We start from the raw sequence: 14,554 nt of genomic DNA on the forward strand, positions 1-14,554 counted from the left end.
GGTGCCGGGGCTGGGCGGTTACAGGTCGCCGAGCGGGCCTGCGGCCTTGACACGCAGGCGCAGGGCGGGTTCGTTGAGGTAGCTGAGCGGGACTTCGTTGATCTCGACGACCTCGACGGCGGAGGGCGCGCCGCCGGCCTGGATGGCGCGGTGACGGGCGGCCTCCTCGGCGGCGGCGATCGCCTCGGCGCGCCCCTGACCCGCCGGGATGATCGTTTCGACGGTGCCGCTGACCATGGCGATCGCGGCACCGACGGCGTTGGCCACATCGCCGTGGTCGGGGCGGACCACCTCGCTGACGCCGGGCAGGTCGTCGGGGATCAGGAAGGCTCCGCCGCCGACGACGACCAGCGGCCGGTCGGCCTTGCCGAAGGTGATCCGGTCCACCGCGTCCGCGAGCCTGGCGTCGGCGTCGGCCAGGGCCTGGCGCAGCCGGGCGTGGGCGGCGCCCGGGATCCGGCCGGCCGACAGGCCCGCGCCGCGCCCGGCCAGTACGCCGGCGTCGGTCAGCGTCGCAGTGCCGCCGCCGAAGACGAACGCCTCGCGGCTGATCCGGTAGCCGACGGACTCCGGGCCGATTTGGCCGTCGGGACCGATGACGGTTCCGCCGCCGAGAGCGAGGGCGAGGATGTCGGGCATGCGGAAGTTGGTGCCGACCCCGCCGATCTCGACGCCGGCCGCGGACTCGCGCGGGAACCCGGCCACCAGCGCGCCGAAGTCGGTGGAGGTGCCGCCCACGTCGGCCACGATCGCGTCGTCCAGCCCGGACAGGCAGGCCGCGCCGCGGATGGAGTTCGACGGACCGGAGCCGATGGTCAGGACCGGGTAGTCCGCGGCGTAGTCCATCGTCATCAAGGTGCCGTCGTTCTGGGCGAAGTACGTCGCCGCGTCCAGGTCGCGCGCGGCCAGGGTCTGGTGCAGTCCGTCGCGGACCGTGGCGATCACCTGGTAGAGCGCGGCGTTGAGGACCGTGGCGTTCTCCCGCTCCAGCAGGCCGAGCGAGCCGACCTCGTGGCTCATCGAGACCTGCACGCCGTCGCCCAGGTGCTTGCGGACCAGCTCGGCGGCGGCCAGCTCGTGGTCGGTGAAGGCCGGACTGAACACACCGGTGAGCGCGACCGCGTCGACCCGCCCGGCCACCGTGTCGAGGAAGGCCCGCAGCCGGTCCTCGTCGAGCCCGCTGATCGGCCGCCCGTCGACGTAGTGGCCGCCCGGCAGCACGGCCGACCCTGCGGCGATCGCAGACGCCAGGTCCCCCGGCCATGACTGCAACGGCGGGACGGAGGTGGTGGCCGGACCGCCGAGGCGGACCGCGGCGACCCGGCCGAGGCCGCGCCGCTCCAGGATCGCGTTGGTGGCGTGCGTGGTGCCGAGCATCACCCGGCCGACGCGGCCGGCGTCCTCGCCGACCGCGTCCAGCACGGCGGTCAGCGCGCTGCGCAGTCCGGTGGTGACGTCGGCGCTGGTGGCCTGCTTGGTGCGGGCGATGACCGTGCCGTCGGCGGTCAGCACGACGGCGTCGGTGTTGGTGCCGCCGACGTCGATGCCCACGCGCAGGTCGCGGGCGCCGGGCGTGGTGCGCGCCGGGACAGTGGCGCGGAGCGTGGTCGTGGTCATCGCAGGTCCTCCACCGGGGTGTAATCGAGGTCGTAGCCGAACGCCCTGGGCCCGGCGATCTCCAGTCCGCGTGGGGTGCGCCACAGCGGGTGACAGGGCCAGGACAGGACGGTGATGCGCTGTCCGTAGCGCAGTGACTCGGTCGAGACCGCGTCGGCGGTCTCCGCGTCCACCACGGTGATCAGGTCCGGGACGCAGGCGCGGACGCGGCCGTCCTCGAACGCGACCAGGTTCTCGTTCTGGATCTCCACGCGCAGCATCCGGCCGCGGTCGCCGCCAGTGCCGTCCACGATGAGACTGCCGCGGACGAAGCCGCCGCCGGTGCGGCGCTCCACGTCCACGACCTTGCCGGTGATCAGCGTCGTGGCCCGCAGCAGCTCCGCGAGAGCCCTGACCGGTTCCCCGCTGTCGGCGACGGTCCGGCCGATCCACACCGCCGAGCTGACCGAGCCCTCGACGACCGCGCCGTGCAGTTGTCGGCCGGTCATCACGTAGTCCGCCATCAGCGCCGAGCCGCCGCAGGCGACGGCCACCGCCCGCGCGATGGCCTCGGACCACGGTCCGTCCACCGGGCGGATCGTGGAGAGGTTGCCCTGCACGTCGGCCAGCACGATCAGGTTGACCGGCAGGCCCGCGATGTTCTGCGAGACCATCTGGACCTCCGGGAAGGCGCGGCCCACGCTGTCAGCGTCCACCAGCGGCACGCCCAGCCGGGCGGCCCACGCCACCGCGCCGACGCCATTGCTGCCGCCGATCTCGCTCGCCATCACCGCCGAGACGGGGCGGCCGAAGATGCGCTCCACCTCGGCCGCGATCAGCACGGGCTCCTCGCCGCTCATCGGCATCTCGTGCGAGACGGTGGGCGCGCCGATCCCCGAGAGGGGCAGCACCAGCCCGTCGTCCGGAACCTTGGCCAGCGGGACGACCAGGACGTCGCCGTACCGGCTCAGGGCGTGCCCGGCGGCCAGCAGACCGCTGTCGACGCTCCCGCCGCCACCGGTCCCCAGCACGCCACAGCCACGTGCGAACGCGGGAAGGTCGTCGGGTGTGATCCGATCAATCGGTTGCATGCCGATCAGGGTGGCCGACAGGTGAACCGACCGGATAGTGGCAGCAACACAAGTCTTTCCAGACCGTTGTGACACTGGCACACTCCAGGCATGCCGTACGTCGCCGACCTGCTCGGACGCGGGTCGCCCATCCCCTTCGCGCTCCTCGCGGGACCCGCGGCGGAGACCGAGCTGACCTCCGTCGCCGCCGTGGAGTCGCTCCGCTCGCTCGAGCACGTGCCGCCCGGCGCGCTGGCCGTCGTCACCGGTCGCTCCACCGCGCGGGCGGCCGGCTACCAGGTCGACGTCGCCATCCGCACCGCCGCCGAGCGCGGCGTCCCGGCCCTCCTGCTGATCGGCGTCGCGGATCTGCCGCGCACCGCCGCGCACCTCGCCACGCGCGCGGGCATCGCCGTGCTCTCCGTCCCCGAGGACGTGGACGTGGCCAAGGTGGTGCTCCAACTCGGGCAGGTCATCCGCGGCGACGCCGCCGACACACTCGCCCGCGCCGACGCCGCACTCGACGCGCTGCGCACCCCGGGCGAGTCACCCACCGAGTTGCTGGCCCGGGTGAGCGAGGCACTGGGCTGCCCGCTCACCCTGACCGACGAGCCGGACCAGGGTGAGCCGGTGTGGGTCGCGGGTCGCTGCCGAGGCAGTGTGGCGGGACCGAAGGACGACGCGGTCCGCCTCGTGCTCCCCGCCGTCGCCGCGGCGGTGTCCCTGCAGCGCACCCACGCGCTCGAACGCGAGACGGCGCCCGGAGCGGCCCGCTCCGAGGTCGTTGCCGAACTGATCCTCTCCGAGCGCGCCCAGGCCGGCCAACTCGCCGAGCGGGCCCGGATGCTGGGCTTTCCCGTGGACGAGGTGCACACGGTCGTCCGAGTCCGGACCGGAGCGGCGACGGGTGTCACGGCCGGCACCTCGGACGGCGGCGGAACCGCCCATGCGGACCTGGCCGAGGACCGGCGTCTCGCCGAGACGTTCGCCCTGCTCGTCCACCAGACCCGGCACCCCACGCACGAGAGGTGGAACGCCGCCCGCCTGGCCGATGACCTCCTGCTGATCGCGACCGGTCGCGCCGAAGTGCCGGAGCACCGGATCCGGGAGGCTCTCACCTCGGTGCGGGCCGCACTCGCCGTCGAACATCCCGCCGCAGACCTGCACTTCGGAATCGGCACCGCGCACCGCGGCATCGACGGCCTGCGGCAGTCCGCGCTCGAAGCGCGGGCCGCGGCGGACGTGGCCGCACGCAAGCACATCGCCGTTCACGCCTTCGACGCCACAGGGCTCAGCCGCATCCTGGCCGCCGTGTCGGGTTCGCCACTCTCCCGCCGCGCGGTCGACGACCTGCTCGCCCCCCTCGACGTCTTGGGCCAGGACGAAGCCGTCGAGGCCATCACCACCCTCGGCGCCTACCTCGACGCCCGGGGCTCCCTCAAGGCCGCAGCCGCCCGGCTCCGCCTGCATCCCAACACCGTCGGCTACCGAGTCCGCCGCATCACCGCCCGGCTCGGCGCCGACCTGGACGACCCCGACACCGCCTTCGCCCTTCAACTCGCCTGCCGAGTCCGCCTGCAGGACTGACTCTTAATCAGCGGGTCTGGGGTTCGAGTCCCTGGCGGCGCACATTGCTCAAATTGCAAGCTCCGCCGGCGTCACGAGTGTCCTGCAGCTGATGGTGCGTGCCCTGGCCAAGTAGAACGCCGACGGCACCAAGGAGGGCCGGAACGTTGCTGACGTCCTGGACCGCCTGCTGGACGAGTCCTGCGGCGTCACCGTCATCGCGGAGCTAGGGTGCGTTTCGAAAGTGCTGGTCACAGCCACTCGTTGATGGCTGCGACCAGGACGGTCACCTCGTACCGGACGGCGAGCTTGTCGTATCTCGTGGCGACCGCGCGGTGGCGCTTGAGGCGATTGATGCCGCACTCCACCGCGTGGCGCTCTTTGTAGTCGGCCTTGTCGAACTTCGGCGGCCGGCCACCGTGGGGGCCGCGTTTCTTGCGGTTGGCGAACTGGTCGCGCTTCTCCGGTATCGTGCAGCGGATACCGCGCTTGCGCAGGTAGGTGCGGTTCGCGCGGGAGCCGTACGCCTTGTCGGCACGAACCTTGTCCGGCCGGGTGCGCGGGCGGCCCGGCCCGAGCCTGGGCACCCGGATACGGCGTTGCGCTTGCCGATAACCTCATCCGCCCTGGTCGGAGCTGGTGTGCGGGGTGTACGGGATGTCGAGCGCGGTCGGTCGAGTCTGCGCCGTCGCGCGGCTATCGATCAACGCGGCATGATGACCAACCGTGCTGCTGCGACTGGCTTACCTCGGTGTGACGAACACGTTCGCCATGCTGCGCCTGCTACCGATGAGCGATCGGGACAAGGACATCGAGATCCTCGCCCTGCGCCACCAACTGTCGGTGCTGGAGCGTCAACTCGGCAAGGCGAAGGTGCGGTTCAACCCGAGCGATCGAGTGTTTCTGGCGGCGCTGCTGCATCGGCTCCCGCTGGACGTACTGCGCCGGCTACGGCCGCTCGTTCAGCCGGACACCGTGCTGCGCTGGCACCGCGACCTGGTCGCACACCACCACGCTGCCGCGTCACGCCCGAAACGACCGGGACGGCCGCGTACCGTGCAGTCCATCCGCGTACTTATCCTGCGCCTGGCACGGGAGAACCCCAGCTGGGGCTACCGCCGCATCCACGGCGAACTGATGGTCCTCGGCGTGAAAGTGGCCGCCTCCACCGTCTGGGAGATCCTGCGGGACGCCGGGATCGACCCGTCACCCGAACGGAGCTCGAGTACCTGGGCGGACTTCCTGCGTTCCCAGGCCGAGGCCCTGCTGGCCTGCAACTTTCTGGAGACGGTCTCCTTGTCCGGGACGCGGCTGTTCGTGTTCGCGGTGATCGAGCACGGCAGTCGCCGGATCCGCATTCTGGGTGCGACCGCGCACCCGTCCTGCGCTTGGGTGGTGCAGGCCGCGAAGAATCTGGTCATGGACTTGGAGGACACAGGCTGCCGGGCGCGGTTCTTGATCCGGGACCGGGACGGAAAGTTTTCCGACCTGTTCGACACGGTCCTGCGGGATGCGGGGATAGAGGTCGTACTCAGTGGCGTCCAGATGCCGCGAATGAACTCGATCATGGAACGCTGGGTGCAGACCTGCCGACGCGAACTGCTGGACCGCACCTTGATCTGGAACCAGCGACATCTGATCCACGCCCTGCGCGAGTTCGAACACTTCTACAACGGGCACCGACCCCATCAGGGCATCGCCAACGCCCGTCCGCTGTACCCGCTGCCCACGCCGATCACCGATCCGCACGGGATAACCCGCCTGGACATACGACGACGCGACCGCCTCGGCGGTACTCTCCACGAATACCAACATGCAGCCTGACCTCGGTGGATGAGGTTTTCGGCAGGGGCAGCGTACGCCGAGGCCTGTGCGGTGAGCGAGGAGTTCGCCGACGCGGCCATCCACCAGAACGGCCCGTTCTGGATCCTGACCGGCCGGCGCTCGCGCCGCGTATCCGAGCACGCCGTGCTGCACACGAGCGTCCGGCTCCGCCGGGAGCGGGACCCCAAGTACCGTCCGGATGTGCCCGATCCGACCGAGCCGCGCCACTGGGCCGACCCCGACTGGAGCAAGCCCACTCAGCAGTAAGACAGTTGACAGCTGACGCGGGTGCCGCCCGGTTACCACCACCACCGGTCGGGCGCTTTTTGGACGGAACTCTTGGCGACAGGCCAGGTATGCCGACAATCCACACTGAACCCGGCTGTGGCGCCGAGTTTCCTCAGAGAGGAGCAGCCGGGGAATCCGTCCGCATCCGAGCTGTTGAGGCCGATCGACCGCTGCCAGGCAGCGTAGGCGGACTTTGTCTGCGGGCCGAACAAGCCGGCGGTTCCTGAAGGGATACTGAAACCGGCTGCGATCAGGGCGCTCTGCAAGGCCTCTTTACGTCGTTGTTGGTCTTGCCGAATGGCACGTTCGAAGGGGAGACCATCGCGCGCCTCCTCGACTTGGAGGCCGATCCTGCGGCAGGCTTCGCACAGCGCCCACGCACGGGTACTCCGCGCGAGATTTTCTGTCTCCGCGATGCTGTTACGCTCCAATTCCAGCGTGCGCCGACTGGGCCTGTCCCGCAAACGGAGCAACGCACTGAGTCCGCCGCGGGGCCCTGGAGACTGCCGTCAGCCGTTGGGGACGCGCAGCTTGTCTCAGCTCGCTTTGCCAGGGATGCCGTTGGCGGAACTGCCGGTGCAGCCCGCGCGATCGCCTTCGGCAGAAAGACCGGGTCACACGGCGCGTGATCGCCGAGGTTCATTTTGATGGCCTGCGACATCCATATCTTGGGCATGCCGGCAAAATGCCCAATCCAGCCTGATCGCACGACCGGAAACCCTCTCACGCCGTGGAGCCTCGTCCGGAAACCCACGCCGAGTTGCGCCAAATTACCCTGGCTTTCGAGGCATTGGCCTCGGTGCCGGCGCCGAGGCCAATGCCGCCCCCCTCGGTGAGACCTGGCTGTAGTGACGGGCCAAGGCCGGAGCTGCTGGACGCTGAGTTGCAGGCCTCTGGTGACGGGCGGAAACTGATGCCATAGCACGCGCGCGCATGGATCGCCCGTTGAACCCGGAAGCGTCTTCTCCTCCAGGGAGAGAACTCCATGCTCGGCAGAGCAATTGGCCACCTTCGACATGAAGACGTCCTCGCGCCGCGGCATCTCAAGGCGGACGTGCGTGCTCTTCAGGTAGTTGATCCCGTCGACCTCCTTGAGTATGTCCGTACCCAGTATCGCGGGGGCAGCGCCTTACGTCCGTCGCAGGCGTCGACGGCTCGTACCAGCATCTGACGGACCGCCAGCACTGTTTTCATGGGACTGCCTCGAGGTGGACCTACGGGTCTCGGATCAGACGACGGTGACGCTGTTCGTCAACCACTTCAGTCCAAAGTCGGCACGCGTACCATCACCCGCGAAAAGCGCGAGCGTCAGGCGGATGAGGTGCGCTACCGCACCGATCGGAGCACATCCCATGACCGACGACATCCGAGGCTCCTCGCTCAGGTCCGTGGCCACGACGCCGTGTGCGATCGTGCCACCGCATCTGCTCAACCGGCTGGCTCGAGCTGAGGACTCGGCCGTGCACGAGCCTGCCCGCCGCACCCTTGCGCTTGACGCGGCACAACGCGTCCAACGCAGGCTGACGGCCGAGATCGGCCCGACCGCCGCCCGGCCGACGCGCGGCCCCGACCACTCCGACCGCACCGTCTGCGACGTCGAGCACCGGCAGGAGTTGCCCGGCAGACGCATACGCGGAGAGGGTGAGGCCGACGTACCGGACACCTCGGTCAATCAAGCCTACGACGGCCTTGGAGCCACCTTCGACTTCTATCTGCAGACCCTGTCCCGCTCGTCCATCGACGGGGCCGGCCTCCCGCTGGACGCCAGCGTTCACTACCGCCGGGACTACGACAATGCCTTCTGGGACGGCGAGCAGATGGTCTTCGGCGACGGGGACGGGCACATCTTCGGCGATTTCACTCAGTCCCCCGACGCCATCGGCCACGAGCTCACCCACGGCGTCACCCAATACACCGCCAACCTGGCATACGTGGGCCAGTCCGGAGCTCTGAATGAGCACCTGTCCGACGTGTTCGGGTCCCTGGTCGAGCAATACGCCAAGGGCGAGACAACCGAGGAAGCAAACTGGCTGATCGGAGAGGAACTGCTGCGCCCCGGAGTACAAGGCGTCGCGCTGCGCTCGATGAAGGCGCCCGGCACCGCGTACGACGACGATGAGCTCGGCAAGGATCCGCAGCCTGCCCACATGAACGACTTTGTGCAGACCTTCGCCGACAATGGCGGCGTGCACATCAACTCGGGCATCCCCAACCACGCTTTCTACCTCGCCGCCACCCAGCTTGGCGCCCACGCCTGGGATGGCGCCGGCCGTATCTGGTACGACGTGCTCACCAGTGGCACGCTCGCCAGCGACGCCGACTTCACGTCCTTCGCTCGGCTGACCGTGGACGCCGCCGACGCCTACGGGCCGCAGGAGCGCGATGCGGTACTCCAGGCGTGGGATGCGGTCGGCGTACCCACGGCCTGAGTCGGCCAGTGTCTCAGGGTCCTGGGCTGCGTGCTCGAGACCGTGCCGGACGCGGGCGAGATGGTCCTCGTCAGCCACAGCCTGGGCACGTCGTCGGCATGGACCTCCTCACGCGGCTGCCTCCCGGTGCGGAGGTTGTCCACCTGATCACGGCGGGCAGTCCTCTCGGCATGGACAGCGTGTACCGTCGGCTGCTGTCCGGCGGGCCCATAAGCCCGGAGGAGGTGGCGGACTGGCTCAACGCATGGTGCCCGACCGACGCGGTGGCTGTCGGATGCCTGCTGGCCGACGACTGGGCGGACAGCCCGACCGACCTCGCCGTCGGCAACGCCCGGGACCGGGCCCACAGCATCGGGGAGTACCTCTCCCACGCTGCCGTCGCCCGGTCGATCGGCAGTCGCCTCGCCGTCTGAGCGCCGGAAGGGCGATCGGACTGCTGCGGGAGACCTCGATGTCCCAGTTCCTTCGCGCCCGCCGTGTCTTACCCTCCGCACGCGACCGGGACGCTTACCGCCGGTTTCTCGACCTGAGCGGGTCCACCAACCGTCGCCCCGCCAGATCCTCAAGCAGATGCCAGCTACGCAAAGCCCCAACTTCCCCGTAACAGGGCACGCCTGGCTTCAGAACGGTTCCCGATCTGCGTTCATCGACGATGCGGGTTATGTTCGGATCACCGGATGAAGATCGAATCGCCGGATAATTCCTGTTTCATCTGAAGAGTGATGGGACGGCAGCAGGTGACCGAGGAGAAGCCGAAGAGCAAGTCCTTCGTGGAGAAGGCCGCCTATGTGGCGACGCCCGGAACCGCTGTTCTGGGCCTCTTGTACTACTTCGGAGCCACCTACTGGAACGCCTACTACACCTACTTCGGCATCCGGGTGAACCAACTGGACTACTCGATCCAGGACTACCTGCTCGGCAGCCCCCAGGCGCTCTTCCTCCCGGTCTGGGTCCTGCTGACCCTCGGAGTCCTCGTCTTCTTCGCCTTCCGGTGGGCCGAGCGCGAACTGGCCCGTCCCCGCCACACACAACTGCGGACCCTTGTCTGCCGGTCGGCCGCGGCCGTGGGCGTGGCTCTGCTGCTCCTCGGTTTCCCGGTGTTCCTCGAACCGCCGTGGTGGTCGGATCTGGTGCTGAGCCGGCTGAGGTCCGGATGGCCGAGAGACCTCGTACCCACACTCTTTGTGGCCATCGGGGCGGTACTGATGCTGCTGGCGCTCCGCCTCTACCACCGGTCCGGCGGCCAGGACGAAGGGCCGTGGCGCCTGGCCGAGGGCTTCATGGTCGCCGTTCTCGCCATGGTCCTGTTCTTCGACGTGGCCCGCTACGCCCGGGGTGTGGGGGAGTCGTCGGCCGCCGCCGAGGCGCAGCGCCACTTCAGCGACCTGCCGGCGGTCCTGGTTCACGCCCGGGAGCCGGTCGAGCCGGCCAGCGCGGCGATCCGCTGCGTGGACGAAGGGAAGCAACACCAACCGTTCCGCTACCGCTGTGAGGGCTACCGGGTACTGGCCCACTCGAAGACGCACTACTACCTCATCCCTGGCAACCGGGACCCGCAGTGGGGAGATGTCACCATGATCCTCATGGACGACGCGTCGATCCGGGTGCAGGTACGCGGCGAGTACTGGGGAACGGGGGCATCCTGACCCCACCCGCGCCCCCGGTACGCCGGGCAGCTTGCGGGCCGTCAGGCCGCCGGGGCGCCAGGCGTCGCCGGCTGGGGAGGCGGTGTTACGCCGCCGCCGGGCTCAGTTCCGGGAGTGGCAGGGGCGGTGTTCTGCGGCGCCTCGCTCGGCGGCTGGGGCACAGGGGACTCGCCGGGACCGGTCGGACTTCCCGTGGGACTCGTCGGCCCTGTGGTCCCCGGGGAAACAGCCGGGCCCGATGTCTCAAGGCCCGACGGGACGGTGTTGGGGGTGACCCCCGGCTCACTGACGGCGGTAACCACCGTCCGGATCGGCCACGTCGGTGAGTCGATCTCCAGCAGTACGGCCGGAGGCGCATCGTTCGACCCCCGGATGAAGCGGATCTTGAAGGTGCAGGACTGCCCCGGCGGGATCGGATCGTCACCGCAGTGGTCCTCGACGATCAGGTACACGTTGTGTCCGTCGCCGGTGGCTTCCGACGCGGTACCGGTTCCGGCGGCCTTGGCCCCCTGGACACCGTCCCCTTCGTCCGCACCATCCCCGGCGACCGTCGGCTTGTCGTGCTCCCAGGCACGTTTCTCGTTGTTCTTCATTTCGACGACCGTGTCCGCGGACTCACCCACCTTCACGGCCGGGAACCCGATCCCGGAACCACCACCCTGGCCGCCACCGCGCCCAGAATCGGAGGGGAACAGCGTGGCCCTGCCCACGACACTCGCCGACGGCAACGGATGCGAGGACCCGCCACCCCCCGCACACCCTCCAAGGACAAGGGCACCGAGGGCGCCCACGGCGACCGGCGCCCTCAAGGCACCGCCCCGGCCGCTTCGGCCCATGCCCCGTACCCGGGCACGGCCGCCCTGCTCCCAGATCACAACAGCCTCCCGCACACCGTCGGCCCGGCCCCTCGGCCTGCCGGAGCGAGCATGCCACCGGGATGCCACCGAAGATCACTACCAGGCTTGCGCAACACGGAGATCACCCACAGTGATGCAGGGAAGGCGCCATCTTGACGAACGCCGCGCGGCTCCTTCCGCAGAGAAGACGGAAGCCGCCTCGACGGTCCCCTGTCATCACACAGGACACCGGTCCCTACAGCAGCGGCACCGCTCCCGTGGTGCTCCTGCTGTGGGCGCTGCCCGCGATGGCGGGCAGCTACACGATGCTGCGCCGGCGACGCCCAGATGATCGATTCCAACGGGTTCAGTGGTCGTAGGCGGTGAGCGCGCGTCTGGTCGTCTGACCGGTGTGGTCGTTGCGCCAGATGGCTGCGGTGAGAGCGAGGATGCGGTGCAGGACGCGGACGGCCACGCCGCCGGGGTGCGGCCGCGATGTCGTTCAAGGTCGAGCTGGCTTTTGAAGGTCGCGTTGACGGATTCGATGACCTGCCGTGGCGGCTTGAGCAGATGCGATCCGGGCCGCTATTTACCAGCGACACCATCACCCTGCACATCCGCGGGATGGAGGAGGGACGGACCACCAAGCCCGTCCTGCTCGCCGGGGGCCCGAATGCACATCATGGTCTCTTCGGGCATCTTCGGTCCGCCGGACCGGCCGCGGTGCCTCCACAGGGTTTCCACCGCGACGCCGGGCGCCCGCCCGTTGTCGCCCGTCCACGAGGACCGCTTCCACCTGCTGGCCTTCGCGCCGTGTCCCGGTTTCTTGTACGACTACCGGGCCCGGTAGGTATGTCCCGCCCGTCCGGAGACCTTGTGGGCGATGATCAGCGGCACCCGCCGGGAGGAGGTGTCGCACCGCAGCACGATGCAGTAGTCGCCCCGCGGTGTGCAGCGGTGGGTGTCCACCATCCGGGCCGCAGCGGCGGGCTGCGCCGCGAGCACGGGCGGGGGAGTGGATACGAGCAGAGCGGCCGCGCCGGCGGCCAGACGGATGATCCGTCGCATGAGGGGCCCAACGCACCGGCAGTACGGAAGTTACGACGCCCGTGCGGGAGATCGCAGTCGGTCTCGCCCTGGTCGGCTTCGCCGCCGAGGTCGACAACTCTGCGGCTGGCGGGGTCTCGGTCGAGTTGGGCGAGTTTTTCCTGCGCTCCGGCAACGCTCACCTGTAGCGTTTCCACCTTGCCGAGCCGTCCTTCGCGTTCGATCTCGGCGATGCGGACGAGGAGGTTGTCGCGGACCTCGACGTGCCGCTCACGCTGGACGGGGTCGGGTCAGAGCATTGGGCAGCGCACGCAGGCATCTTTCCCAAGGCCCTGGGCATCGCGGAGATCGTCCGGCATGTGCTGGAGAATGGCCGGAGATGCCTGGCCCAGATCTTCGCCTCTGACACCCGACGGTGCGCATCAGCCCGCCCCACGGTGGGCTGAGAACCAGGCCGTCCCGTAAGCCGTGCGCCGGGACAGCCTGATCCGCCCGGCGCACACACTTCGGTCGGTGAGCACCGCTGCGCGCGCTCGTAGCGCCCCCGGTCCACCGTGATGCAGGTACCGCGCCCAAGGGGTGGGCAGCGGCGGGAGTGTCATGAATCAGGCTCTGTCCCGTAATCGGTGGTGACCGTACGTCACTGTGTGTCAGGCTGGGGCGTGCTTGAGGTCAATGCCCTTGTGGGTGCGGTGTTTTCGGGTCTGTCTGCCCTGGTCATCGAGGGTGTGGCGGATGAGGGTGAGCTGGTCCGGGTGGTGGCGCGTACCCGCGATGATCCGGTGCCGTGTCCGGTGTGCGGGACGCCGACCGGGCGGGTGCACGGCTTTCACGGCCGGACGGTGGCGGACGTGGCGGTGGACGGCAGGCGGGTGGTGGTGTCGGTGAGGGTGCGGCGCCTGGTGTGCCCGGTGCTGGGCTGTCCGCGGCAGACGTTTCGTGAGCAGGTGCCCGGCCTGCTGGGGCGCTACCAGCGCCGGACGAACCGGCTCACCGACCAACTCGGCAGCGTAGTCAAGGAGTTAGCGGGCCGGGCGGGCGCCCGCCTCTCCCGGGCTCTGGCCACCGCGGTGTCGCGCTCGACCGCCCTGCGGACGCTCATGCGACTGCCGCTGCCTCCGCGCCGGGTGCCGCGGGTGCTGGGCGTGGACGACTTCGCGCTCAAGCGCCGCCACCGGTACGCCACCATCGTGATCAACGCCGAGACCGGCGAGCGGATCGACGTACTCCCCGACCGCAGCGCGGACACCCTTGAGGCGTGGCTGCGCGAACATCCCGGCGCTGAGATCGTCTGCCGGGACGGCTCAGGCGCCTACGGCGAGGCCATACGCCGGGCCCTGCCCGCCGCGGTGCAGGTCAGCGACCGGTGGCACCTGTGGCACAACCTCTGCGACAAGGCCCTGGCCGAGGTCCGCTCCCACAGCTCCTGCTGGGCCACCGTCAACCCACCCCGCCCCGAGGGAGCACGCGGGCAGACCACCCGCGAACGCTGGCACCAGGTCCACGACCTCCTCGGCAAGGGCGTCGGCCTGCTCGAATGCGCCCGCCGCCTGAACCTCGCCCTCAACACCGTCAAGCGCTACGCCCGCACCCAGGAGCCCAACGCCCTGCGCCGGGCCCCGCAGTACCGGCCCACCCTCGTCGACCCCTACCGCGACCACCTGCGCGCCCGCCGGGCCGCGGACCCCGCCGTCCCCGTGCTTCAGCTCTTCCGCGAGATCAAGGAACTGGGCTACACCGGCAGCCTCAATCTTCTCTACCGCTACATCACCCAGGGCCGGGCCGAGGGCGACCGGCCCGTCATCACCCCGCGCCGCCTCGCCCGCCTTCTCCTCACCCACCCCGACAACCTGCGGGACAAGGACGCCGAACTCCTGTGTGAACTCACCGCCGCCTGCCCCGAGATGACCTAACTCGCGCGTCTCGTCAAGGAGTTCGCTGAACTCCTCACCCCCGCCACCGGCAACGACACCAAGCTCACCGAGTGGATCACAGCCGTCCGCGCCTGCAACCTGCCCCACCTGCACACCTTCGCGAACGGCCTCGAACTCGACCGCGCCGCGGTCAACGCCGGCCTCACTCACCCCCACCACAACGGCCGCACCGAGGGCGTCAACACACGCACCAAGAGGATCACGAGACAGATGCACGGCCGAGCCGGATTTCCCCTGCTCCGCCACCGCATCCTCCTCCAATGACCACCACATAGCGCTACCACCGATTACGGGACAGAGCCATGAATCAGGTGTGGG

The 14,554-nt window shown here is 69.6% G+C and carries 11 protein-coding genes and 3 pseudogenes; 8 read left to right on the forward strand and 6 right to left on the reverse strand.

What is annotated here, in order from left to right; all coding sequences use genetic code 11:
- Nucleotides 1-18: 18 nt before the first annotated feature.
- Both OH809_RS38170 and OH809_RS38175 read right to left on the reverse strand, forming a co-directional pair.
- The gene (locus OH809_RS38170) at nucleotides 19-1,617 is read right to left on the reverse strand and encodes a hydantoinase/oxoprolinase family protein (RefSeq protein ID WP_266993534.1); all 1,599 of its coding nucleotides are present in this window, start codon (nucleotides 1,615-1,617) and stop codon (nucleotides 19-21) included.
- Entirely contained in the window at nucleotides 1,614-2,687 is a 1,074-nt protein-coding gene (locus OH809_RS38175; RefSeq protein ID WP_406416616.1) for a DUF917 domain-containing protein, read from the reverse strand. Before OH809_RS38175 ends, OH809_RS38170 begins: the two co-directional genes overlap by 4 nt.
- Before the next feature lie 90 nt (nucleotides 2,688-2,777).
- On the opposite strand from OH809_RS38175, the gene OH809_RS38180 reads away from it, so the two are divergent.
- Nucleotides 2,778-4,253 (forward strand): PucR family transcriptional regulator, encoded by a 1,476-nt coding sequence (locus OH809_RS38180; RefSeq protein ID WP_406416614.1) that lies wholly within the window; start codon nucleotides 2,778-2,780, stop codon nucleotides 4,251-4,253.
- A 230-nt stretch (nucleotides 4,254-4,483) separates the two neighbouring features.
- Here the strand turns inward: OH809_RS38180 and OH809_RS38185 are convergent.
- Nucleotides 4,484-4,825, reverse strand: a pseudogene (locus OH809_RS38185) (transposase); the annotation flags it as partial.
- A 133-nt stretch (nucleotides 4,826-4,958) separates the two neighbouring features.
- Here OH809_RS38185 and OH809_RS38190 point away from each other — a divergent pair.
- The 5 genes from OH809_RS38190 (at nucleotide 4,959) to OH809_RS38210 (ending at nucleotide 10,419) form a co-directional block, all read left to right on the forward strand.
- Entirely contained in the window at nucleotides 4,959-6,056 is a 1,098-nt protein-coding gene (locus OH809_RS38190; RefSeq protein WP_406416612.1) for a helix-turn-helix domain-containing protein, read from the forward strand.
- A gap of 9 nt (nucleotides 6,057-6,065) precedes the next feature.
- Nucleotides 6,066-6,323, forward strand: a complete 258-nt coding sequence (locus OH809_RS38195; protein ID WP_406416610.1) for a hypothetical protein — start codon at nucleotides 6,066-6,068, stop codon at nucleotides 6,321-6,323.
- Nucleotides 6,324-7,696: 1,373 nt separating this feature from the next.
- Nucleotides 7,697-8,773, forward strand: a complete 1,077-nt coding sequence (locus tag OH809_RS38200; protein WP_406416608.1) for a M4 family metallopeptidase — start codon at nucleotides 7,697-7,699, stop codon at nucleotides 8,771-8,773.
- Nucleotides 8,774-8,871: 98 nt separating this feature from the next.
- Nucleotides 8,872-9,186, forward strand: coding sequence for a hypothetical protein (locus tag OH809_RS38205; protein WP_406416607.1), 315 nt, complete (start codon nucleotides 8,872-8,874; stop codon nucleotides 9,184-9,186).
- A gap of 309 nt (nucleotides 9,187-9,495) precedes the next feature.
- Nucleotides 9,496-10,419 (forward strand): hypothetical protein, encoded by a 924-nt coding sequence (locus OH809_RS38210; protein WP_406416606.1) that lies wholly within the window; start codon nucleotides 9,496-9,498, stop codon nucleotides 10,417-10,419.
- A 41-nt stretch (nucleotides 10,420-10,460) separates the two neighbouring features.
- Here the strand turns inward: OH809_RS38210 and OH809_RS38215 are convergent, their stop codons facing one another.
- The 3 genes and pseudogenes from OH809_RS38215 to OH809_RS38225 form a co-directional block, all read right to left on the reverse strand.
- Nucleotides 10,461-11,012 carry a hypothetical protein gene (locus OH809_RS38215; RefSeq protein ID WP_406416604.1) on the reverse strand — a complete coding sequence of 184 codons (552 nt, stop codon included), beginning with the start codon at nucleotides 11,010-11,012 and terminating at the stop codon, nucleotides 10,461-10,463.
- 610 nt (nucleotides 11,013-11,622) lie between these two features.
- Nucleotides 11,623-11,840: pseudogene (locus OH809_RS38220) on the reverse strand (IS982 family transposase); the annotation flags it as partial.
- A 249-nt stretch (nucleotides 11,841-12,089) separates the two neighbouring features.
- Nucleotides 12,090-12,323: a hypothetical protein gene (locus OH809_RS38225; protein WP_406416602.1), complete on the reverse strand. Its 234-nt coding sequence runs from the start codon at nucleotides 12,321-12,323 to the stop codon at nucleotides 12,090-12,092.
- A gap of 41 nt (nucleotides 12,324-12,364) precedes the next feature.
- Here OH809_RS38225 and OH809_RS38230 point away from each other — a divergent pair, with 41 nt between their 5' ends.
- Together OH809_RS38230 and OH809_RS38235 are read left to right on the forward strand one after the other, a co-directional pair.
- Nucleotides 12,365-12,490, forward strand: a complete 126-nt coding sequence (locus tag OH809_RS38230) for a hypothetical protein (protein WP_406416600.1) — start codon at nucleotides 12,365-12,367, stop codon at nucleotides 12,488-12,490.
- 504 nt (nucleotides 12,491-12,994) lie between these two features.
- A pseudogene (locus tag OH809_RS38235) lies at nucleotides 12,995-14,500 on the forward strand (ISL3 family transposase).
- Nucleotides 14,501-14,554 lie beyond the last annotated feature (54 nt).

Origin of the sequence: Streptomyces sp. NBC_00873, from assembly GCF_045207415.1 — a bacterium.
Classification (GTDB): domain Bacteria; phylum Actinomycetota; class Actinomycetes; order Streptomycetales; family Streptomycetaceae; genus Streptomyces.

Bases quoted from the DNA above. Each gene is read 5' to 3' on its own strand.
- OH809_RS38180 (WP_406416614.1), top strand. From the start codon at position 2,778: ATGCCGTACGTCGCCGACCTGCTCGGACGCGGGTCGCCCATCCCCTTC.
- OH809_RS38195 (WP_406416610.1), top strand. From the start codon at position 6,066: ATGAGGTTTTCGGCAGGGGCAGCGTACGCCGAGGCCTGTGCGGTGAGC.
- OH809_RS38215 (WP_406416604.1), bottom strand. From the start codon at position 11,012: ATGAAGAACAACGAGAAACGTGCCTGGGAGCACGACAAGCCGACGGTC.
- OH809_RS38210 (WP_406416606.1), top strand. From the start codon at position 9,496: ATGGGACGGCAGCAGGTGACCGAGGAGAAGCCGAAGAGCAAGTCCTTC.
- OH809_RS38205 (WP_406416607.1), top strand. From the start codon at position 8,872: ATGGACCTCCTCACGCGGCTGCCTCCCGGTGCGGAGGTTGTCCACCTG.
- OH809_RS38175 (WP_406416616.1), bottom strand. From the start codon at position 2,687: ATGCAACCGATTGATCGGATCACACCCGACGACCTTCCCGCGTTCGCA.
- OH809_RS38170 (WP_266993534.1), bottom strand. From the start codon at position 1,617: ATGACCACGACCACGCTCCGCGCCACTGTCCCGGCGCGCACCACGCCC.
- OH809_RS38200 (WP_406416608.1), top strand. From the start codon at position 7,697: ATGACCGACGACATCCGAGGCTCCTCGCTCAGGTCCGTGGCCACGACG.
- OH809_RS38225 (WP_406416602.1), bottom strand. From the start codon at position 12,323: ATGCGACGGATCATCCGTCTGGCCGCCGGCGCGGCCGCTCTGCTCGTA.